General features: G+C 51.9%; 21 protein-coding genes and 1 tRNA gene. 4 read left to right on the plus strand and 18 right to left on the minus strand.

From position 1 onward, the window contains the following. Positions 1-37: 37 nt before the first annotated feature. Positions 38-709 (minus strand): response regulator transcription factor, encoded by a 672-nt coding sequence (locus FRIGORI9N_RS02195; protein WP_159568272.1) that lies wholly within the window; start codon positions 707-709, stop codon positions 38-40. A 317-nt stretch (positions 710-1,026) separates the two neighbouring features. Here FRIGORI9N_RS02195 and fabR point away from each other — a divergent pair, with 317 nt between their 5' ends. From fabR to FRIGORI9N_RS02210, 3 genes are read left to right on the plus strand one after another with little or no spacing between them, the layout of a single operon-like run. Then, on the plus strand, positions 1,027-1,728 hold the full coding sequence (fabR, locus tag FRIGORI9N_RS02200; protein WP_159568273.1) for an HTH-type transcriptional repressor FabR: 702 nt from the start codon (positions 1,027-1,029) through the stop codon (positions 1,726-1,728). After that, positions 1,725-3,137, plus strand: a complete 1,413-nt coding sequence (locus FRIGORI9N_RS02205) for a UbiA family prenyltransferase (protein WP_159568274.1) — start codon at positions 1,725-1,727, stop codon at positions 3,135-3,137. Before fabR ends, FRIGORI9N_RS02205 begins: the two co-directional genes overlap by 4 nt. A 14-nt stretch (positions 3,138-3,151) precedes the next feature. Further along, positions 3,152-4,720: a glycosyltransferase family 39 protein gene (locus FRIGORI9N_RS02210; RefSeq protein ID WP_159568275.1), complete on the plus strand. Its 1,569-nt coding sequence runs from the start codon at positions 3,152-3,154 to the stop codon at positions 4,718-4,720. A gap of 21 nt (positions 4,721-4,741) precedes the next feature. Here the strand turns inward: FRIGORI9N_RS02210 and FRIGORI9N_RS02215 are convergent, their stop codons facing one another. The 11 genes from FRIGORI9N_RS02215 to ybgC form a co-directional block, all read right to left on the minus strand. Next, entirely contained in the window at positions 4,742-5,713 is a 972-nt protein-coding gene (locus tag FRIGORI9N_RS02215; protein ID WP_159568276.1) for a hypothetical protein, read from the minus strand. Next, positions 5,700-7,991, minus strand: a complete 2,292-nt coding sequence (locus tag FRIGORI9N_RS02220; RefSeq protein ID WP_159568277.1) for a galactose oxidase-like domain-containing protein — start codon at positions 7,989-7,991, stop codon at positions 5,700-5,702. The genes FRIGORI9N_RS02215 and FRIGORI9N_RS02220 overlap by 14 nt, the downstream gene beginning before the upstream one ends. 307 nt (positions 7,992-8,298) lie before the next feature. After that, positions 8,299-8,375, minus strand: a tRNA-Met gene (locus FRIGORI9N_RS02225). Between the two features lie 67 nt (positions 8,376-8,442). Continuing rightward, a complete protein-coding gene (locus FRIGORI9N_RS02230; RefSeq protein ID WP_159568278.1) occupies positions 8,443-9,558 on the minus strand; it encodes a YeeE/YedE family protein in 1,116 nt (371 codons plus the stop codon). An 86-nt stretch (positions 9,559-9,644) separates the two neighbouring features. Then, on the minus strand, positions 9,645-10,391 hold the full coding sequence (ybgF, locus tag FRIGORI9N_RS02235; protein ID WP_159568279.1) for a tol-pal system protein YbgF: 747 nt from the start codon (positions 10,389-10,391) through the stop codon (positions 9,645-9,647). Between the two features lie 18 nt (positions 10,392-10,409). Beyond that, the gene (gene pal / locus FRIGORI9N_RS02240; RefSeq protein ID WP_159568280.1) at positions 10,410-10,937 is read right to left on the minus strand and encodes a peptidoglycan-associated lipoprotein Pal; all 528 of its coding nucleotides are present in this window, start codon (positions 10,935-10,937) and stop codon (positions 10,410-10,412) included. Positions 10,938-10,994: 57 nt separating this feature from the next. Next, positions 10,995-12,332, minus strand: coding sequence for a Tol-Pal system beta propeller repeat protein TolB (tolB, locus tag FRIGORI9N_RS02245; RefSeq protein ID WP_159568281.1), 1,338 nt, complete (start codon positions 12,330-12,332; stop codon positions 10,995-10,997). Positions 12,333-12,346: 14 nt separating this feature from the next. Continuing rightward, a complete protein-coding gene (locus tag FRIGORI9N_RS02250; RefSeq protein WP_201301393.1) occupies positions 12,347-13,267 on the minus strand; it encodes an energy transducer TonB in 921 nt (306 codons plus the stop codon). Next, on the minus strand, positions 13,264-13,692 hold the full coding sequence (gene tolR / locus FRIGORI9N_RS02255) for a protein TolR (RefSeq protein WP_159568282.1): 429 nt from the start codon (positions 13,690-13,692) through the stop codon (positions 13,264-13,266). The genes FRIGORI9N_RS02250 and tolR overlap by 4 nt, the downstream gene beginning before the upstream one ends. A 31-nt stretch (positions 13,693-13,723) precedes the next feature. Further along, on the minus strand, positions 13,724-14,401 hold the full coding sequence (gene tolQ, locus FRIGORI9N_RS02260; RefSeq protein ID WP_040513351.1) for a protein TolQ: 678 nt from the start codon (positions 14,399-14,401) through the stop codon (positions 13,724-13,726). A gap of 43 nt (positions 14,402-14,444) precedes the next feature. Next, positions 14,445-14,849 (minus strand): tol-pal system-associated acyl-CoA thioesterase, encoded by a 405-nt coding sequence (ybgC, locus tag FRIGORI9N_RS02265; protein ID WP_159568283.1) that lies wholly within the window; start codon positions 14,847-14,849, stop codon positions 14,445-14,447. A gap of 136 nt (positions 14,850-14,985) precedes the next feature. Between ybgC and FRIGORI9N_RS02270 the strand changes: the two genes are divergently transcribed. Next, the gene (locus FRIGORI9N_RS02270) at positions 14,986-16,539 is read left to right on the plus strand and encodes a wax ester/triacylglycerol synthase family O-acyltransferase (protein WP_159568284.1); all 1,554 of its coding nucleotides are present in this window, start codon (positions 14,986-14,988) and stop codon (positions 16,537-16,539) included. Positions 16,540-16,603: 64 nt separating this feature from the next. Here the strand turns inward: FRIGORI9N_RS02270 and ruvB are convergent, their stop codons facing one another. The 6 genes from ruvB to dusB all read right to left on the minus strand — a co-directional run bounded on the left by ruvB (position 16,604) and on the right by dusB (position 21,840). Then, positions 16,604-17,659, minus strand: coding sequence for a Holliday junction branch migration DNA helicase RuvB (gene ruvB, locus FRIGORI9N_RS02275; protein ID WP_159568285.1), 1,056 nt, complete (start codon positions 17,657-17,659; stop codon positions 16,604-16,606). A gap of 15 nt (positions 17,660-17,674) precedes the next feature. After that, entirely contained in the window at positions 17,675-18,265 is a 591-nt protein-coding gene (gene ruvA, locus FRIGORI9N_RS02280) for a Holliday junction branch migration protein RuvA (protein ID WP_159568286.1), read from the minus strand. 62 nt (positions 18,266-18,327) lie between these two features. Further along, on the minus strand, positions 18,328-18,876 hold the full coding sequence (gene ruvC / locus FRIGORI9N_RS02285; RefSeq protein WP_159569561.1) for a crossover junction endodeoxyribonuclease RuvC: 549 nt from the start codon (positions 18,874-18,876) through the stop codon (positions 18,328-18,330). 27 nt (positions 18,877-18,903) lie between these two features. After that, positions 18,904-20,496, minus strand: coding sequence for a bifunctional phosphoribosylaminoimidazolecarboxamide formyltransferase/IMP cyclohydrolase (gene purH / locus FRIGORI9N_RS02290; protein WP_159568287.1), 1,593 nt, complete (start codon positions 20,494-20,496; stop codon positions 18,904-18,906). 43 nt (positions 20,497-20,539) lie between these two features. Continuing rightward, complete coding sequence (locus FRIGORI9N_RS02295; RefSeq protein ID WP_159568288.1) at positions 20,540-20,794, minus strand: Fis family transcriptional regulator; 255 nt, start codon at positions 20,792-20,794, stop codon at positions 20,540-20,542. Beyond that, positions 20,791-21,840 (minus strand): tRNA dihydrouridine synthase DusB, encoded by a 1,050-nt coding sequence (gene dusB, locus FRIGORI9N_RS02300; RefSeq protein ID WP_256366097.1) that lies wholly within the window; start codon positions 21,838-21,840, stop codon positions 20,791-20,793. The genes FRIGORI9N_RS02295 and dusB overlap by 4 nt, the downstream gene beginning before the upstream one ends. Between the last annotated feature and the right edge of the window lie 172 nt (positions 21,841-22,012).

Here is a 22,012-nt window from a genome sequence, read left to right on the forward strand (position 1 = left end):
TATTAGAATTGGCCGGCTTGTTGCCGGCTATTGGTTTCTATGCCATGGCTGACGCATTGAGTCGCGGAATTTTGCGATAAAGACTGACGGCCTGGGTTCTGTTTTTCACATTCATGCGCGTGAAAATCTCGCGCAAGTGTGTTTTTATTGTTTCTGGTGACAAATCGAGCTTTCGGGCAATTTCCTTGTTAGAAAGACCCGAGGCCAGAAAATGCATGACTTGTTGTTGTTTGTGAGTTAACTGAATGCCGTTGTTCTGACCCAGTCGCCCGGTGATATGTTCGCCGTTGGTTTGGCGATTTGACAGGGCATTGGGGCGCCACTGAACCTGTACGCCTGCACGGGTAAGCGCCTCCAGCAATACAGCGGAGGTTTGCTCAAACCCTTCTGATTTGGACAGTGTCCACGATGGGGCATGCTGGTTCGGTATCACAGAGTGAAGAAGTGTGTCATCGCCACTCATGATTAACGTGGGCAGGTTAGCACTCATCAAGGCCAGGGCGTCGATCACCTCTTGCCCTTGACCGTCGGGTAGACGCAGGTCGGTGATGATTAACGCCGGCGAATTCTTGGCGCACAGTTCTTTGGCATGAGCGATGCTGGCCGCGCAGAGAATGTCTGCGTTGGTTGCCACGAATTCGACCAGGTCTTTAATGCCGGTTGCGAAAAGTGGGTGATCCTCAATAACCAAAATTTGGTTTGATGGCATGAATGTCTCCTCCCGAGGAAAAGCTAGTTGAAAAGGTGTCACCAGATGTGAGCATGTAAACATCTTTATTGGATTAACACCTTTTTCCAACCCTCTTTAGGGGGAGTTAATCGTCTTGGGTTCATGCAGTCAATACGCAAAACCCGTAATTACAGTAATAATTCTCGAAATGGCTTAGTTCTGTTGCTTCTTTTCAGTGTGTTCAGGTCCTATTTCACAGGCTTGCAGACTGTTAAGCTGTGAACAGGCTGCTTTTCATTACAATAACGGGGTAGATCAGGAAGTTGTCTGATCCAGACTAGGCTCGAGCAAGAACCATGAGAACAAGATTAAGCGCCGCGACCAAGCCAGTGGATGAAACACAGGCCAGGGTGCGACGCAAAGAACAAACACGCCAGAATTTGATGCAGGCTGCACTTACCCTTGTGGGCAACGGGAGCAGCTTCACCGCCTTGGGCATTCGGGAAATTACCCGGGAGGCTGGCGTGGTGCCGACCGCGTTTTATCGACATTTCAAGACCACCGATGAATTGGGTCTGGCCCTTGTTGAGGACGGTGGTATTACCTTGCGGCGTTTGCTTCGTGAAGCAAGGCAGGCCAGTTTGCCCGGTGAGGACATGATTCGCCATTCCGTGAGTGTGTTTGTGACTTACCTGAAGCAACATCACCTGGAGTGGCGTTTTATCAGCTCCGAAAGATCAGGCGGTTCGCAATCGTTGCGAAATGCGATTCGAAATGAAATTGCACATTTCACCAATGAGATGGCCAGCGACTTGCGTCTGTTGAATATTTTCCCCGGACTTTCTACACACACCCTTACCTTGATTTGTAGTTTGGTGGTTACTTTGATGATGAACTCGGCCACTGACTTTCTGGATGTCAGGGCTGATCAACCACAAATTGAGAAAGAGATGCTCGACAATTTTGTGAAGCAGATCGTGATGGTGTTTCTTGGTGCAGCCCATTGGGAAGAAGAGCCAACGCAGTCACTTCTCAGTGGTTTGTCCAAACCAAAATGACCAAGCCTATTGTTTACGTTGATCTGGACGGCACGCTGAGCCCATCGGATGTGCTGCTTGAAAGTTGCTTGTTGCTTCTCAAGCGAAATATTTTTTACGTGTTTCCAATGTTGGTGTGGGCAATTCGCGGAGCCTGGGTATTTAAAACCGAGTTGGCCAAACGAATCGACCCGGTTTTGGATCACTTGCCGATTGATCCCTTGGTACTTGAGCGCTTGAATCAGCTGAGCTCTGCCGGACACGAACTGGTCTTGGCCAGTGCCTCCATGCGGCGCGATGTGCTGAAAATTTCTACTCGTCTGGGCGTGTTTGCCAGGGTTATTGCCAGCGAACACAGCAATTTGAAAGGGCAGCAGAAACTGCAAGCCATTCAGGCAGACAGCCAAGGTCAGCCCTTTATGTATTTTGGCGATGCCACTGTGGACATTCCGATCTGGAAGCGGGCGGCGCTCGCTTTTGGTGTGAACACGGGGCGAAGTACCCGCAGCAAGGCTGCAGCAGCAGGCATTCAGTTGAACCGCCTTGATACACGCCGCACAGGCTTGAAAGTGTGGTTCAAAGCAATGCGCCTGCAACAGTGGGCAAAGAACGGATTGCTGTTTTTACCGCTGATTGCTGCCCATGAAACTGACATCGTTCTGTGGAGCAAAATGGCATGGGGCTTTTTGGCGTTTGGCCTTTTGGCGTCCTCGACGTATATCTGGAATGACCTGATGGACTTGAACGCGGATCGCCAACATCCGCGCAAGCGCCATCGCCCCATGGCCAGTGGTGCGCTTGGCATTGGCAAAGCCTTTGTGTTCATGAAGCTTTTGGGCCTTTTGGGTTTTGCTGTGGCCTGGTTTGCAGTGGGTTGGCAATTTACCTTGGTGTTGTTGGTTTACACCGTGGTTACCTTGCTTTACACATTTGTTTTCAAGCGAACGGCTTTTGTGGATGTTTTGCTGTTGGCCATGCTGTACACGGTGCGGGTGATTGCAGGTGGTGTGGGCACTGGCATTGAACTATCCAGTTGGCTGTTGGCCATTTCCCTGTTTGTTTTTTTAAGTTTGGCATTGGTGAAGCGTTGCGCTGAACTCGAGTTTTTGCAACTTGAGGGTACTCAACCACAGGGGCGTGGGTACCGCATGACCGACCTCAGCTACCTGGTGTCCATGGGGATTTCCAGCGGGTTTGTGGCTGTACTGGTGTTGGCCTTGTATGTAGACAGTCAAAATGGCTCCATGTTGTATGCAACACCCGAGTTTTTGTGGGGTATTTGCCCCTTGTTCCTGTACTGGTTGATGCGGATCTGGATCATGACTTCCCGCAAGGAAATGATCGACGACCCAGTGCATTTCGCCATTCACGATCGCATCAGTTGGGGCTTCCTGGCTTCCGTGGGTGTGCTCGTCTATTTGGCCTCTTAAGACCCATTACACACATGCCAAGTCACTTTTCCCGACCCGATCAACACGGACCAGAGTTGACCCTGAAAACCGCGAAAAGCCTTTTTGGGTGGATTGTGGTGATCACTGCGGTCATCAAAATTTGGTTGGCCTGGTTTTTCCCGATGACAGGCGATGAGGCCTTCTTTCATTTGTGGTCGACTGACCTGAATTGGGGTTATTACGATCACCCTCCCATGGTGGGGTGGTGGTTGTGGGCACTTAGCCATTTGGGCAATGAGCCAATTGTAATTCGCAGCCTGACCCTGTTGCTGACCACCGCAATTGCAGGTGGGGTGGTGCTGCTGGCCCGCGAGTTGTTGCCCCGTGAGCAAGAGTCCCGGGCCTGGCTGGCAGGAGCCGTGTACCTGTCAATGCCAGCATCCTGGTTCGCTGTGTTTGTAACCACCGACACGCCCTTGATATTTTTCATGGGTCTTGCCATCTATGCGTATGTAAAAGCAATTCGGTCTGAATCGGGCGCAGGTATTTTTCTGGCGGGTTGTTTTTTGGGGCTGGCGTTTCTGTCCAAATATTTCGCAGTGTTGCTGGGTGTTGCATTTGGTTTTCATTTGCTGTTTCAGCGGCAGCGCTTCAAGTACCTGTTTTTGTTACTTGCGGGTGTCTTGCCGTTTGCAAGCGTGAACATTGGGTACAACCTGCACAATTGCTGGAACAACATTATGTTCAACCTGGTGAACCGGCATGAGGATGCCCAGTTGGGCTGGGGTACCGTTCTCACCTACCTGGGGATGATGCTTTACCTGATCACACCTTGGGCCATGTGGAGTTTGCTCAAGGGTAGCCGTGTGTGGCTGCGACAAAGCGCCTTGGCCTTCGCGTTGCTTGTGCCCTTGGTTTTGTTTCTGGTTATTTCGCTCGAGAAAACGGTGGGTTTGCATTGGGTGCTGGGATTTCTGCCCATTGCTTTTGTATTGCTGGCCCTGTGCACTCAGGGCATCTGGATGAAACGTTACGTTTGGTTCAATGCTTTTTTGTCTGTTCCGCATCTGGTTTTGTTTGGCTTGTTGATGCATGCCGATGTTTCTGTTTGGCCTAAAAAGGATTTTCAGGAAGATGTGCTTTTCCACAGAAACATGCCTGAAATTCTCGCCGAGTTTAAACGCGACATGCCAGCCAATGGCGTGCTGACCACAATAGCCTATTCACCCGCCGCGTTAATGACCTACCACTATGGCCAAGTGGTACCAGTGTTCGGTCCTGGAAAGTACCATGCACGCAACGACGATACCTTTGTGGATTGGCGGCAAATGGATGGCAAACCCATTCGGATCGTGGCCAAGGCCAAGCCGATTGACCCATCGCTTTACACGGATTATCTCAGCGATATCTCGGTAAAAACGCAGACCATTGGTGGCGTGCCTTTCACGATTGTGGATGGCAGCAATTTCAATTATCAGCGGTTCAGGGATGTGGTGCTGCGGGAGGCCGTGGAAAAGTATTACCAAATCCCATCGGCTTTGCCTGTTCTGGATTGTCCGTTTGCACGCAAGTATGGATTCGAGGAAGAGTGCCGCCTGGGTGACATTGGTGTATTCAATTAGTCCACACCAAGCGGTTAAAGATTATTTTTGTTTGTCAACAATCGCTTGCCATTTAAGCTCGCCGTTCAGTGTGCTTTGCTGCTCACCGTCTTTAAGTTTGACAGGAATAACCCAACTGCCAGTTTCTGAGGTTTTTTCGGGTTTGTTGTCCAGGCGTGGATCGGCATAGGTCACAGTTCCGGTTTCCGACACTTTGACCCATGGCGATTGATCTGTTCCCGGGTTGTGGAAAAGTTCTACAGTGTTTGCCCAGGCATGCATGCTGTTTAGCCAAACTCCATCTTTGCGAAGTTCCAGGAATGGCTGCCCCTGGTCGTCGAGCACCTGGAACTCTCCTTTTGCCGTGCCCAGACGGCTTAACATGAAGGTGTTGCCACTCAGGCCGGGTACCATGGCGTTCAAGCCGGTGAAGTCGGGCTCATTGATCAACAAAGGGCGCCAGTAACCCGTCATGGGTTTTGGCTCAATACGTTCTATCCGGACATTGAGCGGTTTGCCGTTACTCAACAGGCTCAAGTTGAAATGAGCAACGTCCTCCTTGATCAAGCGCGGGTCATACCACCCATAGCCGGGTTGCTTGTTCAACAGTACCCAGTTGGGTTTCATTTTTGGATTGTCTTTTAGCCGGTCAGGCACAGGGCCACCACCGGGCTGGCGGGAACGGTGCCAGCCTGTCGCGTTCAGATCCGCGTACAGTTTGTCGCCATCAAAGCGCAAAAAGGCGCGTTTGTCTTCTCCCAAGATCTCGATTTGCTGTTGTCCATCGGTGGCCAATGCAAATTGATAGGCGTTGGTTTTCACGACTTGCAGTGAAATGCCTTTGGGTAATTTGGCTTTCGGACTGACGGTGGGAATGCCACCTTCCGAACCATGCTCGGCATGCGCGAAAGCTGTGTTTGTAACAAATGGGCTGGAAATTAGCAGGGTAGAAAAAGAAAACGCCAGGCAGGCGCCTAGCGTTTTCTTCACCCAGTTCGTTTTAACGACGGGCATTGGCGGTCATCACTCCTTGTCCATTGTCATGCTTCAACATGAAGCTGACAGCTTTGGATGGCAACAGTGCACCATCCGCTAGCTTGGCGCGTACGAATGTCATGTAGGCACCTTGTGGAACTACAGCTGCCTGATCTGGAATGTTAAAGCGAATGCTTTGACCGGTCACAGTCAGTTGATTTTTGGGAATGACAACAGTGCGCTGGTCAGCGTCGGTCAAGTGGGTTGTCACTGTATGACGAACCAGGGAGATTGAGTCAATTTTGCTCATGTCCGTACCCGGTGCCATTTCCAGTGTTACCTGTTGCCCTTTGCGGAATTCACGCATCATTGTTTTGCCGTTGCCTACAGGTGTTGCATTGCCACCGGCGAAGCCAATCAAGTTGGGACGGTTTGGATTGTTCACGTAGGGTGGTGAGTAAATCTCGAAAGAGGGATCACGACCATCGTTGGGTGAAAAGCCAAATGCTGCCAAATTGATGTTCTTCAGGTACAAGGTGGAAATTGGCGCATGGCCACCGATCAACACGCGACCATCTTGCATTAGCAAGGCAGTGTTGTGATAAGTGCGGGGGTTGTTGGCCACAGCCATTTGGGTCCACTTTTTGGTAACAGGATCAAAACGCTCTGCTGTTTTGCGGGGGAATTCCACGCCAGGGGCTGCAACACCGTCGCGGTCACCGCCGCTGAACACCATGACTGAATCATCGGGGATCAATACGCCTGAACCGTACCAGCGGGTTTCATTCAGCGAACCAGTTACTTCACTTTGATAGTCGACAATATTGTCACCATCAGTTTTCACTGTGTCGATGCGTGAAGCTGCAACTGCCACATATCCACCGGGCGAAGTAGCACCAACCAGCGGCAAAACGCCACCTGCTGTCAGGAAGCTGGCTTCCTTGTACTGACCCTGCGCATTGGGGCGCAGCGGCATCATGACGGAGAATGTGGAGCCACGCATGCCTGAACCAACGATTTTTTGAACCATTTGCTCAGGGTTGCCCCCAGGGTTCGCCGTGCTCAAAAGCTTTTGCAATGCTTGAGGGCTTTTCATGGGTGCGCTCATCAATGTTTTGGTGAGGGCGCTCATGGCTGCGTTGGGAGCAGTTTGTGGATTCAGAATTTGAGTCAGGGACTCAAGACCTGCGTCGCTGAATTTCAGCGGAAAACCCGCGTATGCCAGATCAGACCAGGTTTGGTTTGCTGGATTGTACGTTGCAGAAATATTCCACAGTGGCTGGTCATAAGACTGACCATTCGGGTTGAATGCCTGACCGCCCGCGTTGTAGTAAACATGGCCGTTGGGCAGCAGGTGAATTCTTGGGTACAAGGGAAGCGAGCGTTGAGCTGTTTGCGCGTTTACCGTCCACTTGTTCGTAACTGGATCATAGGTTTCGGTTTGAACCACATTCCTGCCGCTTTGCTCTGGTGCGTTAGGATAAATTGGTTTGATCAGCTTTGTGACGCCACTGGCCACGAACATTTTGCTATCGGGCAGCGTAATCAGCGCAGGGTACCAACGGCCAAAGTTCATGTCCGCCAACTGGCTCCATGTATTGGTATTGGCATTGTAGGCGCGGCTATTCTTCAAGCCTTCCAGTTCAGTCAAACCGTAGCCAATGAAATTGCTGCCTGGCTCGCTGTAGTAGGCGGTTCCACCCACGGCCATAATGCGACCGTCGGCCAGCATGGCCACGTCGGCGCAGAACAGGGCACCATCCGCGCTGTTGGTTTCTTTGTTGGACAGGCCAGGAATGAGTTCAGTAATTTCATAGCCGTCGGGGTTTGCACCAGAATCCACGTCGGTTGGGCGAGTCCACAGGCTGGCAGCGTTTGCTCCCTCTGGAATTCGCATCATGCGTGTCTGGTCGTTAATGGCTTTTTGACCAAAATCAAGCAAAATGCTGAATTCGAAATCTTCGGTGCCTTCAAGGGCGTTGAAGTACAGGAAGTCTCCGTTTGGCAGCAATGAAATGGTGCCGGCGGCAGGTTTGCAGCGAAGCTTCCCATTGGCGCCAATGCCTTCGCACTTGTTGTCAGTGCGGAAGCCTTGCAGGTCTGGGTTGTTGTCGTCGCCCACAGAGCGTTCGTACACGAACGGCTCAGCGAAAGGCTTGGTGAACGAGCCTTTTTGGCCCTCAGCTGCCACACCTTTGTTTGTGCTTACGGGGTTGAATTTCGCACCGATCAGGTCATCAAGAAGACCGGCTTGTACGGGTAGAGCAGTTCCCAATCCAATGGCGATTACTGCAGATAATTTATTCAGCTTGAACACGTGTCATCTCCTCCTAGCAAGCTGTTTTTGTAGAAGAAAGACCAGGCGCAGCTGTTTTGGTACTGCGATTGCTCTTCCTTGCCTGTGTTAACAATTGTTACTGTTGAAGTGCATTTTTAGATGCATCTTTCTAAAAATAATAACCGTGATTATGGTTTTGAACAATCGTTGCAATACTATTGAAAAATAGTAATGCAACGTATATCAAGCAATCATTTGGATGTTCTTTGAGAAGGATTTGTGAGCAAAGTCAACAGGCAAGCAGAAAAGAAAAAACCCCCCAGCTTTCACTGAGGGGTTTCTTGTTTGGTGGCGAATCAGGGATTCGAACCCCGGACCTGCGGATTATGATTCCGTCGCTCTAACCGGCTGAGCTAATTCGCCGAAGACCGAGATTATAACTGAGCTTTCTCAAAAAAAGAAGCGCTTCTTCACTTCTTTGTGATCAAACTTAAACCATGCGCTCAACACGCCACATTTGATATTTCAACGCCACCATGGCGCCAACAACAATGCTGCCCAAAGCCACAAAGGACCCCAGTGAAAGGGTGCTTACACCGCTTAAACCCTGGCCCACTGTGCAGCCCAAGGCCAGCACGCCGCCTACACCCATCAGCACAGCCCCCACCGTGTGGTTGGCAGTGTCTTCAACACCCTGAAACGTTTCCCAGCGAAAAGATTTTTCAAGCAAGGCGTTGGCCGTGGCACCCAGAATCACGCCGAAACAAGCCACTACACCCACTGTGAGCACGCGTGTGATGTCTGAGAAGAACATGAGCCATTCAAGGGTATACGCATAGGGGGCCACAAAGCTGAAGCCTTCGGCACGGTTTGCATAACTACCCAAATAGGCCGCCTCCAGGGTATCCGGATGTTCTGGAATGTAGGCCACCTGAAACACAATCCACCACGCTGCCAAGATGGTCAGCCCCACGCCTGCGCCACCCACAATCACTTCTTTGTTCCAGGCAGATTTGCTGGCCAAAGTACCGATCAACAAGGCTGCGGGCAAGGCAATGGCCAGAATTTGAACCAGGGTGCCTGACTCGGCGCTGATCAGATTGGCCAGGAGTTCGGGGAGGTAGGGGCTGCTGCTGAATTCAAAACGAACCGGGTCAAGGTAATTGGCGCGGAACACGCCAAATACGCCTTTAAGCGTCATGTAGGCCGTAATTCCCATAATGACAAACACCATGAGTGCCTTTAAATTGCCGGCGCCAAGGCGAATCAGTGTTTTGCTGCCGCAACCCGAGGCCAACACCATGCCTGCGCCGAAAAGCAAACCGCCGACAATGCCGGACAACCAAGACCATTGGCTGTTTAGGAAAATGGTGTCGTTCAGATTCGCATGGCCGGTGATGCTCAAGCCCTGTAAGCCGAGTGCTGCAACTGCAATGGCCAGCAACCACATGCGCATCCGGTTCCAGTCGCCAAAGTTGACTACATCGGCAATTGCACCCATGGTGCAAAAGTGCGTGCGGTGGGAAATGGCACCGAAGGCCAGGCCAACCGCGAATGTGGCCCAAAGCACAGTGCTTTGGATACTGCTAAGGTTGATTTCTTCCATGAACCGGCACCTTTGGATTGAAGTGCCAGTATTTTAACTGTGTCTGCACACTTGCGGGCGTGCAGGGTGTGATTAGTTTGGTGCGATCACTTCAGTGCTTCCAGTCGCGCTTTCGCGCTCGCCGCTGCGGGGCTGCCTGGGTACTTGGTGATCAGCTCACCCAGCGTTTTCTTCGCGCCTGGAATACTTTTCAACTCCAGTTGAGAGCTGGCCATGCTGAGCAATGCATCGGGAGCACGAGGGCTGTCCGGGAAGTCTTTCGCCAAATCGCGTTGGGTAATCAGTGCCGATTTATACTCGCCCTGCGCGAACTGTGTACTGCCCAGAAAGTAGCGAACCTGTGGCTCAAGCTTGCTTTGTTTGTATTTGTTCAGGAAATCCTGAAATTGCAGGGCAGCGTCTTTGTAATTTCCTGCCTTGAAATGATCAAGGCCAGCTTGGTAATTGTTGAATTGTTCGGGGGGAACTGTGAGCTCTTCGCCATCCAGTTGAACGGCCTTGGGTTCCAATTGCTTGATGCGTTCGTCAAGATTGGTATACAGAATTCGATTGTCTTCTTGCAGTTTTCTAATGTTGTTGTTGGCGACTTCGAGATCACCACGCAAGCGGGCGATCTCTCGGTCTTTTTCACTCAGGGATTCGGCCAGTGATAGCTGCCCCTGATTTGAGGCCTCCATTCGAGCAACCCGATCTTCAAGCACTTTAACCTGCTGGCGCAAGTCCAGAATTGCCTTGCGTGCTTCCGTGTCATCGAATATCGCAAAAGCGGAATTGGATGCAAAGGCGCAGAACAGGGCAGTTGCCCAGGTAAGTTGCTTGAAGTTAAAAGTCATCTCGAATGGGTTCCTTGATTACTGGTAAACGATGTCAGAGCGACGGTTTTCAGCCCAAGCTGCTTCGTTGCTGCCAGTGGCTTTTGGCTTTTCCTTGCCGAAGCTTACTGTTTCAACTTGACCTTCTTTTACGCCCAAAGCCAGCATCAGTGTTTTCACTGCGTCGGCACGGCGCTGACCCAAGGCCAGGTTGTACTCAGCACCGCCGCGTTCGTCGGTATTGCCTTGAACAACGATTTTACGGCTTGGGTTGGCAACCAGATATTTGGCGTGGTTTTGAACCAGATCGCGATACTCGGACTTGACAGAGTAGCTGTCGTAGTCAAAGTAAACGCTGCGCTTGGCCAATACACCTTGTGGGTCGTTCAGTGGGTCGGCGTCACCTGGGGTTACTGTGGGTACGGCACGGCCGTCACCTGAACCTGGGGCTGTGCCAGTTTTTGATTCAACTGTAGGCTTGTCGTTCAAAGGAACGGCAGAGCTACAAGCGGCCAATACTGCCACCATTGCGGAAATTGCCAGGTACTTGACCATTGAGTGTTTCATATTTTTCTCCAGACCTAAAGAATGTTTAGTGTAAAACCAGTTAAAACAAATTCAAAATCAATCATTAATGAATGGACCCCAGGTGGGTTCCGAAATGTCAGCACCAGAACTGCTCAAGGTGTACTTGATTCGTCCGTCTTTTGACACCACGGCCAGGGTCCCTTTGCCGCCCGACTTGGTTGCATACAAAATGTAGCGTCCATTCGGCGCGAAACTTGGGCTTTCATCTCGCCCTGTATTGGTCAGCAGCATCTCTGTGCCGCCCCCCAAATCAAGTGCGGCGATTCGAAACTGCCCATCTCGACGAGTTACATATGTCAATGTTTTGTCATCGGGACTAATTCGAGGCGAGATATTGTATCCACCTTCGAATGTCACGCGTGACGCATCACCGCCATTTGTACCCATTCGGTAAATTTGTGGGCCACCTCCTCGATCAGAGGTGAAATAGATGCTTCGACCATCATGGCTGTAAACGGGCTCGGTGTTGATTCCACCTGTGTTGGTCAAGCGGTTCAAGCCAGATCCATCTGCACTCATCGAGAAAATTTGTGACCCACCATCTTTGGTTAACACCACAGCAATTTGCTGACCATTCGCAGACCACGCTGGCGCACTGTTGCTGCCCCTGAAATTCGCCAACGCCTTGCGACGACCTGTTGCAAGTGTGTGAACAAATACGACAGGTTTACGAGTTTCGAAGGAAACATAGGCAAGTTGTGTGCCGTCTGGTGACCAAGCTGGCGAAATAATTGGCTCTTTGGAGGCCAGTGCAACTTGAGGATTGGCACCGTCGGCATCGGCAATAATCAGACGATAGCGACCTGGGGATTTTTCTACATACGCCAGGCGAGTAGCAAACACGCCTTTTTCACCCAGCATTTTCTCGTATACAAAATCAGCGATTTTGTGGGCATGCAAGCGCAAGGCAGACGCTGCGATCACATAGCTGAATTTGCCCAATGACTTTTGTTGCGCTGTGTCGTGCAGGTTGAAGCGCAAATCCAGTCTGCCGTCTGGCAGCTTTTTGACTGAACCCACGATCAGCGCATCAACACCAATTGATTTCCATGCTGAAGGGTCGATCAGGGTGGACTCATTGAGTTCCACATTGCTGGTGGTGTTGATCGAGCGAAAAAAGCCGCTGCGAACCAAATCGTCCTCAATTACCTTTTTAATGTCTTCGGGCAAACCTTGGTTGCCCTGAAATGGTGCAGCGGAGAATGCGATTTGATTCGCCCCCACGCCGGTAATGTCAATTTTCAGTTGCGCTTGGGCAGGCGTTGTTGTGGCCAGCAAAGTGGCCGCGGCAAAGAGGGTGTATGCAGCACGCCGAAAACGGGTCCACATGGTACTTGACGGTTGTAAATACATGGCTTGGTTGGCGTAGTTCATTGTTTCACTATGAATTAAACGTCTTTTGGACGAAATGAGAGGACAAGCACCGGTTCAACTGAACCGTCTTCGGCCCTGGGTAGTGGACTAGAGCGTTGTAAGGCGCGCTCTACAGCGCTGTCCCACGCTGGCAACCCACTGCTTTTTTTCTGTGTGATAGAGACAATTTCCCCATTGGGAAGTTGCTTGACTTCGAAAACTGCTTCTGGGTTTCCATCGACTGAGTCGGCTCCAGGGAACACCAGTTTGCTGCGCACGTACTGTCGAATTCGATCGCTGTACAGCGCCTTGTTGCGACTGGTGCCAGCCGAGGTGCTGCCCGTGTTTGGCGAACCACCCATAATGCGGGCCAGTTCTTCCTGACGAAGCTTTTTGGCCAATTCAGGATCAATTTTTGGTTCAACTTTCTTCGGCTCAGGCTTTGGCTCAGGCTTGGGCTTGGGCTCAGGTTTTTTGGGCTCAGGCTTTGGTTCAGGCTTCGGTTCTGGTTTTTTTGGCTCGGGCTTGGGTTCTGGCTTTGGCTCAGGCTTTTTCTTCGGCTCGGGCTTGGGCAATTCAATGTCTGCTTTTGGAGGTTCTACCGGCTTTGGTGGCGGTGGTGTTTCAACCACAGGCTCGGGCTTGGGTGGTTCTGGCACGGGCTCAGGTTTGGGTTGTTGAACAGCCACTGGTTCGTTGGCTGGCATTTCAGACCACAACACCGCTTCAAACGCGGCCGGTTCTTCGGTATTCCAATTGAGCCCCACCACAAAAAACGCAACCAAAGTTAAATGAGCCAACACAGACACAGTCAGGCCCGCCTTTTCACCAGTGTGGTCAACTGGTGGGTCAAGGCGTGCCTCAAGCCCGCTTTCCTTGCTCATTTTGGAAAGCAGTGCTTCATGGGCTGATGTAAATTCCCAGCCGTTGCGTGGACGGGTTAAATCAGTGCTCATTTGCTTTTTGGCTTCACCAGCAGGCCCACTTTCTGAATTTGCGCACTTTGCAGTGCATCCATCGCATCGACCACGGCCTGGTATTGAATGGCTTTTTCCGCAGAAATTACAACTGGGCGATCAGGTTCATCTGCCTGAAGTTTTCTCACTTCTGCGGCCAGTTGCTCCAACGTCACTTCAGTGCTTTTGTTTGTTTTCATGTCTTTCACCACCAAACTACCCACTTGGCGCACGGTGACTTCAATGGGGCGCATTTGTTTGGGCGGGTTGGTGTTGGCCATGGACGGCAAGTCGATAACCGACGGGGTGATCATTGGGGCCGTGACCATGAAAATGATCAGCAGCACCAACATCACGTCGATGTAGGGCACCACATTGATCTCGTTCATGGCGCGTCTGGATTTTCGTCCAAGTTCGGCTTTCATCGATTAAATTTCCTGTTGCTCATTGCTGGCATTAGTGCTGACGTTGCAGAATATTCAAAAACTCTTCAACGAAAGATTCAAACTGGGTGGACAAACGATCAATGTCGTTGGCATAGCGGTTGTAGGCCACAACAGCGGGAATGGCGGCAAACAGGCCAATTGCGGTGGCAATCAGGGCTTCTGCAATGCCTGGTGCGACCGATGCAAGCGTGGCTTGCTGCACGTTGGCCAGGCCCACGAAGGCATGCATGATGCCCCAAACGGTTCCGAACAGGCCAATGTAGGGGCTGACTGAGCCGGCCGATGCCAGGAATGGCAGGTTGCGTTCAAGGATTTCATTTTCGCGCTGAAAGGCGGCTTTCATGGCACGGCGGGCGCCGTCAATGATCAGCGAATAATCGGTCAGGCCTTTTTTGTCGCGAGCGCGAAGAAATTCGCTCATACCGGCCTCGAAAATTCTCTCGAGTGGGCCTGCATCGTTTCTGCGCATGCCAGCTCGCTGAAACAGCGTGTTGAGATCGCCGCCTGACCAGAATTCTTCTTCGAACTTGTCGGCTTGTTGCTTGGTTCGCTTGAGTACCGCCCATTTCTTGAAAATGGTGGCCCAGGAAATGAGGGAAATCATGACCAAAATCAACATGACCAGCTGAACAACCAGACTGGCCTCTGCGATCAGGGAAATGAACGACATGTCGGTAGAGATATCCATTAACAATCCGCGGTAAGGAAAATGATTTGAGTCTTGTAACGCACTAGGGCATCAATTGGTTGAGTTGCGCGTACACGGCAGGCGGTATTGCACTGGGTTTCAAAGTTTCAGTGTTGACACAGCCCACTTTGGTTTTGCCCTCGCACAGCACTTCGCCGTTGCGCGTTACGGTTTGTTTGAAGACTGCAGAAACTCGCTTAAGTTCAGTAAGTTCCGTCGATATTTCAAGTATATCCTCAAGTTTAGCAGAGCGTAGGTAGTTCAATTCAGTTCGGCTGACAACGAAGACCAAATGATGGTCATTCATCAGCGATTTCATGCCAATGCTTTGCTGAAGGAACCATTCGCTTCGAGCGCGTTCCATGAACTTGAGGTAATTCCCGTAATACACAATGCCGCCCGCATCGGTGTCTTCGAAATACACACGCAGTGAATACTTGAATGTCATTAAATGGCCCGTCTCTAGTATGCTAACGGTATTGTAAGCAGGAGTAGGGCTGCCTCTTGGGGTTGTGGGATCCTGCCACTATTAAATTAATTAAATATTCATATTCAAATAACAACGAGAAGTGGAGACCGCTGACATGGCACGAAATATCCCTTTGCTGGATGCATCCTGGCTGTATGTTGAATCAAAAGAAGCACCCATGCACGTGGGTAGCATGGCAGTTTTTACAGTTCCCGAAGGTGAAACGTCCCAGCAGGCGATTGCCCGAATTGTCCAAATGCTTCGCAGTTCTCTGGAATTCGCACCGCCTTTTAACTACCGCTTGTCCAGTCCGCGCCTGCTCACATTAATGCCCAAGTGGATCGAGGCCGACAAAATCGATCTGGATTACCACTTCCGGCACAGCGCCTTGCCTGCGCCCGGAGGCGAGCGTGAATTGGGAACCTTGATTTCCCGTTTACATTCTCATCCGCTCGATTTTCGCAAACCGCTGTGGGAAATGCATTTGATTGAAGGGCTTTACGGCAACCGGTTTGCCCTGTACACCAAAATGCATCATTCGCTGATGGACGGCGTGGGCGGCATGCGACTGATGGAGCGAATTTTTGGCAAGTCTGCCAAAGAAAGCATGGCCCTGCCTGCTCCCTGGTCGGTGGGTACCATCAGCAAAAAGAAAAAAAATACCGAACAGCAACATTTCGCAGACCAGGCGCGCGAGGCTTGGGAAGCGGCAAAGCTCAACGGGCAATCATTGCCCGCCGCTGGCCGAGCCTTGATGGACTTGATGCGGGAGGCGGTCAAGCCCACTGACTCAGCACTGGCTACGCCGTTCTCGGGACCCAAGTCGATTGTGAACAAACGCGTGGGTGGTGCCCGCCGATTGGCCACTCAAACTTATCCGCTGGAACGTATCCGGATTGTTGCAGAGGCCGCCAAGGTCAGTGTGAATGATATTTTTCTGGCAATTTGTTCAAGCTCCATTCGTCGCTATTTGCTGGAACGCGATGCCTTGCCATCGGAGTCTCTGACGGCTGGCTTGCCCGTGTCGGTAAGGCCTGCTGATGACCTGGATGGCGGCAATGCCATCAGCTTTATCATTGCGAACCTGTTCACCACTGAAAGCGACCCATTGACGCGTCTGAAAGAGATCCGTCGGTCAACACAATTGGCAAAAGCCAATTTGCAGGCCATGCCCAAGGAGGCGATCAACAACTACACCATTATGCTGATGGCCCCCATGATGTTGCAATTGGTGTCGGGTCTGGGTGGTTTAACCCGTCCAATTTTCAACACCGTCATTTCCAATGTGCCCGGTCCATCGCGCGACTTGTACTTTTCGGGTTGTCGCCTGGAGCAGTTTTATCCGATTTCCCTGATTCCGCACGGGCAGGCATTGAACATTACAGTGGTCAGTTATTCCGGCCAGTTCAATGTGGCGTTTACCGGTGACCACGATGCCTTGCCTTCCATGCAGCGTTTGTCGGTGTACACCGGCGAGGCACTGGAAGAGCTTGAAGCGGCTTTGGGCGTGAAGTGGGAGAGCAAGAAAGCAGAGCCTGCTGTTGCAAGCAAGGCAGTTGCTAAACCTGCTGGTGAAAAACGCCCGGCGGTGGCCAAGAAGCCGGTTGCTCGAAAGCCTGCCACGGCCAAGGTTGGTGCGGGTAAGCCGGTGAAAGCGGCTGAGGATTGATCGCCCGCAGCTTGTTGGACAGCCCAATTAAATTGGGTTCCGGTCTTTCGCCTGAATGCCGGTGTTACAGCAGGTCGCCTTGCTGCACATTCGCCGCATGCGTACCTGCCAAACTGGCCGGTGCAGTCAGACCAAAATGTGCGTAGGTGTTCAGCGTGGCAATTCGCCCACGCGGCGTGCGTTGAATGTAGCCTTGCTGGATCAGGTAGGGTTCCAGCACATCTTCAATGGTGTCTTTTTCTTCGCCAATGGCGGCCGCCACGCTTTCAAGGCCAACAGGTCCACCACCAAATTTGTGAATGATGGTCTCCAGCAAGCGGCGGTCCATGGGATCCAGGCCCACTTTGTCGACATCAAGCATTACCAGTGCCGCATCGGCCACTTCAGCTGTAATTACCCCATCAGCTTTCACTTGGGCATAGTCGCGCACCCGGCGTAACAGCCGGTTGGCAATACGTGGTGTACCGCGTGATCGGCGGGCAATTTCAAGGCAACCACTGGCCTCGGCAGGTGTGTCCAGCAAACTGGCTGAGCGTGCAACGATCCGGGACAACTCTTCGGGCGAGTAAAACTCGAGCCGTGAAACAATGCCAAAACGGTCGCGCAACGGATTGGTCAGCATGCCGGCACGGGTGGTGGCACCCACCAGTGTGAAAGGTTGTAAATCAAGTTTCACGCTGCGTGCGGCGGGGCCTTCGCCGATCATGATGTCGATTTGATAGTCTTCCAGCGCCGGGTACAAAATTTCCTCGACCACGGGCGAAAGCCTGTGAATCTCATCGATGAACAACACGTCATTGGCTTCGAGGTTGGTCAGCAACGCTGCCAAGTCGCCAGGGCGTTCAAGCACAGGGCCAGAGGTTTGACGCAGGTTCACGCCCATTTCACGGGCCAAAATATGCGCCAAAGTGGTTTTGCCCAAACCGGGGGGACCAAACAGAAGCACATGATCAAGCGCTTCCTTGCGTGCGCGTGCAGCAGCAATAAAAATGTCGAGTTGATCGCGAATTTTTTGTTGCCCCACATACTCGTCCAAATGCTTGGGGCGCAGGGCGCGCTCGAACGCTTCTTCGGCATGTGTGGTTTTGGTGGGGCTGATCAGGCGATCGGGTTCAATCATTGTGGGTGTTCTCTGTTAGCCTTTCGACAAATTGCGCAGGGCCAGTTTCAGGCCATCGGTAACACTGGTGCCCTCGGGCAGGCCTTTGCAGGCCAGCGCTGCTTCTTTGTCAGAATAACCCAAGGCACACAGGGCTTGAACAACTTCGCTTTGATTGCTGCCAGACAATGGCATGCCTTCTGCAATGTTCGCGGTGCCGCCCAAAGCGACGATTTGACCTTTCAGTTCAAGCAACAAACGCTCGGCAGTTTTTTTGCCAATGCCGGGGATTTTTACCAAACGCGCCGTTTCCTGACTTTGCACGGCAAGCAAAAAGTCGTTGGTGGAAATGGAAGACAAAATGGCCAATGCGGTGCGCGGCCCAATGCCGGAAACTTTGATCAAGGTTTTGAACAGGTTTTTTTCAGCAATGTTTTGAAAGCCGTAGAGGGTATGCGCGTCCTCGCGAACAACAAGGTGGGTTAACAGCGTGCAACTTGCGTTGATTTCGGGCAGGTTGAACAGTGTGCTCATGGGCACCTGCAATTCGTAGCCCACGCCTTGCACGTCGAGCAAAATCCACGGGGCGTTTTTTTCAAGCAAAGTGCCTTTCAGGCGACCAATCATTGCAGCGTCTCCACACTGTTTTTATGCACAGTAAACTGAAATTGATTATACGCCAAGCGATTTCATTTCCAGCTCGTGCGGCCCTTTCGAGTGCGAGTTTTGAAAATACTGGTGGGCAGGTCTTTGGCTGCCAGTGCACCCAGCAGTTTGCTGCTTTGCGCGTGCGTTAATGCGGCGGCCAGTGCGTCGGCTGCATCGGCTGAAGGGTGGGCAGGTAGTTTTAGAAGGCGTTTGACCATTTCCTGTACCTGTTCTTTGTTGGCTTTGCCGTGCCCAACAATGGCTTGCTTGATTTGCAGCGCCGTGTATTCGGTTACTGCCAAACCGCTGTGAGTGAGCGCAGTAAGCACCGCGCCGCGTGCTTGCCCCAGTAGCAAGGTAGATTGCGGGTTCACGTTCACAAACACTTTTTCAACCACGGCCACTTGGGGTTTATACAGTTCCGCCAGTTCACACAAACCCGAAAACAGGGTGTGCAAACGGTCGGGCAGGGAAGCATCGGAATTGGAACGGATCACGCCACTGGCCACATAAATTTGCTGGCTTTCAATGATGTCGACCACGCCGTAACCGGTGATGCGCAGGCCTGGGTCTATGCCAAGGATACGCATCACGGTAGGGTAGGGGGCGTGATGCGTTTAGTGGCGGAAATGGCGCACACCAGTAAGCACCATGACAATGTCACGCTCATTCGCAGCCGCAATGACTTCTTCGTCGCGCATGGAGCCACCAGGTTGAATGACGCAGCTTGCGCCTGCGTCGATCACCACGTCCAAACCATCGCGGAAGGGAAAGAACGCATCGGATGAAACAGCGCTGTCAGCCAGAGTAAGGCCTGCATTCTGTGCCTTGATGGATGCGATACGTGCTGAATCGACACGGCTCATTTGGCCTGCGCCAACACCCATGGTCATGCCGTCTTTGCAGAATACGATGGCATTGCTTTTCACGAACTTCGCGCAGCGCCAGGCAAACATCAAATCAGCCCATTGCTGCTCGGTGGGCTGGCGTTTGCTGACCACTTTAATTTCGCTTTGTAGCACATTGCGTTCATCGGGGCTTTGTACCAGCAAACCGCCGCCCACGCGTTTGTAATCAAATTTGTGCATGCCGGTTTCCACAGGAATTTCCAGCAATCGAACATTTTGCTTGGCAAAGAATACGGCGCGTGCGGCTTCGTCGAACGCGGGCGCAATCACCACTTCAACAAACTGTTTTGCAACGGCCTGTGCCGTGGCTTCATCGACCGGGCGATTAAAAGCGATGATGCCGCCAAATGCGGAGGTGGGGTCTGTTTTGAACGCTTTGTGATAGGCGTTCAACGGGCCTTCGGCCACGGCCACACCGCAAGGGTTGGCGTGTTTGATGATGACGCAGGCGGGGGCGTCGAATGTTTTGACGCATTCCCAGGCTGCGTCGGAATCAGCAATATTGTTGAAGCTGAGTTCCTTGCCTTGCAGTTGGCGGTAGTTGGCCAACAGGCCCACGGGTGCTTTTGCCTCGCGGTAAAAGGCGGCACTTTGATGTGGGTTTTCACCGTAGCGCATGTCTTGCACTTTGTGAAACTGCATGCTGAGCACTTCCGGGTATTCAATGCGTGTGGGTGTGTCTTCCAGTGCGCCTTCGGTGCCTTGCAGGCTGGTCAGGAATGCAGCAATTGCACCATCGTAACGTGCGGTGTGCGCATAGGCTTTGGCCGCCAGACCACTGCGTGTTTTCAGCGTGGTTGCGCCATCGTTGCTTTTGATTTCATCGATCACTTTGCCGTAATCAGCCGGGTCGACAATGATGGTGACACCGGTGTAGTTTTTCGCAGAGGCACGCACCATGGCGGGGCCACCAATGTCGATGTTCTCAATCGCATCTTCCAGCTTCACGTTGTCGCCGGCGGTGGCTTTGTCGAAGGGGTACAGATTCACAGCCACCAAATCGATTGCGCCAATGCCATGCTCTTCCATGGCGTCCAGGTGACTTTGCAAATCGCGACGCGCCAAAATACCGCCGTGAATTTTTGGGTGCAGGGTTTTGACACGGCCATCCATGATTTCCGGGAAACCAGTGTGGCTGCTGACCTCTTTGACCACGAGTCCTTTCTCGGCGAGCAATTTGGCGGTTCCGCCTGTGGACAAAATTTCCACGCCTTGGTCAGCCAGTGCTTTGGCCAATTCAAGAATGCCGGTTTTGTCGGACACGCTGAGTAGCGCGCGTTTGATGGTTGGATTTGATGTCATGGTATCGGGGGCCGGTTGTTAAGCGGTCGGTAAAAATTAAAAATCAGATGAGGCCGTGCTGTTGCAGTTTTTTGCGCAGGGTGTTGCGATTAATACCCAGCATCTGGCTTGCGATGGTTTGGTTCATGTTGGCTTTTTCCATGACCACTTCCAGCATGGGGCGCTCAACTGCAGACAACACCATGTCGTATACCGACTTGGCACATTCACCTTCAAGGTCGTTAAAGAACTTGTCCAGATTGCTGCGTATGCACTCTGAAATGGTGATGGGACTTAGATCACTGTCATTGGGTTTCATGCTGCCAATCTTCTTCTTGGTGTTGGTTGGAGTGAATCGTTTGCAGCGGCGAAGTACTGCTGGCCGCTTGATAACCAGTTCAGAAAAAATTCATCAACAATGCGCAATTGTTCGCTTGTGGTTTGCGCCAACATCAGTTGGTCGACCACGGTGTTGTTTTTTCCGGCTGGGCCGCAAAGATACCACTGCAAATGCTTTCGGGCGGTGAGCAGGCCCGTTTTCTCTCCATAAAATTCATGGTGATCACGCAAGTGATGCATCATGACTTCATGGGCTTCTTCAAGTGTGGGTGGATCAATGCGTTCACCCGTTTTCAGGTAATGCAGCACTTCTCTAAAAATCCAGGGATTGCCTTGTGCGGCCCGACCGATCATGAGGCCATCTGCACCCGTGTAATCCAAGACAAATTTCGCTTTCTCGGGGCTGGTGATGTCACCGTTCGCGATCACTGGGATGTTGACGGCCTGCTTCACGGCCTTGATGGTGTCGTATTCCGCGTCGCCCATGTAACCGCAAGCGCGCGTACGACCATGAAGTGTGAGAAGCGATACACCAACAGACTGCGCCATTTGCGCAATGTGTATTGCATTCTTGTGTTCGGGTGACCAACCGGTGCGGTACTTCAAAGTAAGGGGCACACCGCGTTGTTCACATTCGGCGTGCACTGCTTTCAAAATGCGTTCGACCAAACCTTCGTTTTGCAGCAAGGCAGAGCCCGCAGCAACCGCACACACTTTTTTGGCCGGGCAACCCATGTTGATGTCGATGATTTGCGCGCCGCGTTCAATGTTGTAGGCGGCGGCATGCGCCATCATTTCCGGGTCGGCGCCAGCAATTTGAACAGCAATTGGTTTTGTTTCGCCGTAGTGGTTCAACCTGCGCGTGCTTTTGTCTGTTTTCCACAGTGCAGGGTTGCTCGCGGCCATTTCCGACACAGCATGACCCGCGCCCAGTTTTTTGCACAACTGGCGGAAGGGACGATCGGTTACACCTGCCATTGGAGCAAGGAACAGATTGTTTGGAAGTGTTAAATGGGCGATGCGCACGTTGCACAAAATTTAAGCAAATTTCGAGCAGCCCATTGTAACGGGCAGGGCGATTTTATTCGAGCCCAAATCAGGAAAAAACCGGAAATTTTTTACTTGACTTCTGTTTGTCAAAGTGGGCCGCAAGGCCTTGCGTGCCTTGTGGAAATGCAAGGGCTTTTATGTATTGAAA

The organism is Limnobacter sp. 130 (assembly GCF_902506325.1).
In the GTDB taxonomy this organism is placed as follows: domain Bacteria; phylum Pseudomonadota; class Gammaproteobacteria; order Burkholderiales; family Burkholderiaceae_B; genus Limnobacter.

Coding starts and splice junctions, on each gene's coding strand:
- FRIGORI9N_RS02230 (WP_159568278.1), bottom strand. CDS start 9,558: ATGGAAGAAATCAACCTTAGCAGTATCCAAAGCACTGTGCTTTGGGCC.
- FRIGORI9N_RS02195 (WP_159568272.1), bottom strand. CDS start 709: ATGCCATCAAACCAAATTTTGGTTATTGAGGATCACCCACTTTTCGCA.
- tolR (WP_159568282.1), bottom strand. CDS start 13,692: ATGAAAGCCGAACTTGGACGAAAATCCAGACGCGCCATGAACGAGATC.
- tolB (WP_159568281.1), bottom strand. CDS start 12,332: ATGAACTACGCCAACCAAGCCATGTATTTACAACCGTCAAGTACCATG.
- pal (WP_159568280.1), bottom strand. CDS start 10,937: ATGAAACACTCAATGGTCAAGTACCTGGCAATTTCCGCAATGGTGGCA.
- FRIGORI9N_RS02215 (WP_159568276.1), bottom strand. CDS start 5,713: ATGCCCGTCGTTAAAACGAACTGGGTGAAGAAAACGCTAGGCGCCTGC.
- ruvC (WP_159569561.1), bottom strand. CDS start 18,876: ATGCGTATCCTTGGCATAGACCCAGGCCTGCGCATCACCGGTTACGGC.
- fabR (WP_159568273.1), top strand. CDS start 1,027: ATGAGAACAAGATTAAGCGCCGCGACCAAGCCAGTGGATGAAACACAG.
- tolQ (WP_040513351.1), bottom strand. CDS start 14,401: ATGGATATCTCTACCGACATGTCGTTCATTTCCCTGATCGCAGAGGCC.
- ybgC (WP_159568283.1), bottom strand. CDS start 14,849: ATGACATTCAAGTATTCACTGCGTGTGTATTTCGAAGACACCGATGCG.
- ybgF (WP_159568279.1), bottom strand. CDS start 10,391: ATGACTTTTAACTTCAAGCAACTTACCTGGGCAACTGCCCTGTTCTGC.
- FRIGORI9N_RS02210 (WP_159568275.1), top strand. CDS start 3,152: ATGCCAAGTCACTTTTCCCGACCCGATCAACACGGACCAGAGTTGACC.
- FRIGORI9N_RS02295 (WP_159568288.1), bottom strand. CDS start 20,794: ATGAAACCCAATGACAGTGATCTAAGTCCCATCACCATTTCAGAGTGC.
- FRIGORI9N_RS02270 (WP_159568284.1), top strand. CDS start 14,986: ATGGCACGAAATATCCCTTTGCTGGATGCATCCTGGCTGTATGTTGAA.
- purH (WP_159568287.1), bottom strand. CDS start 20,496: ATGACATCAAATCCAACCATCAAACGCGCGCTACTCAGCGTGTCCGAC.
- FRIGORI9N_RS02205 (WP_159568274.1), top strand. CDS start 1,725: ATGACCAAGCCTATTGTTTACGTTGATCTGGACGGCACGCTGAGCCCA.
- ruvB (WP_159568285.1), bottom strand. CDS start 17,659: ATGATTGAACCCGATCGCCTGATCAGCCCCACCAAAACCACACATGCC.
- ruvA (WP_159568286.1), bottom strand. CDS start 18,265: ATGATTGGTCGCCTGAAAGGCACTTTGCTTGAAAAAAACGCCCCGTGG.
- FRIGORI9N_RS02250 (WP_201301393.1), bottom strand. CDS start 13,267: ATGAGCACTGATTTAACCCGTCCACGCAACGGCTGGGAATTTACATCA.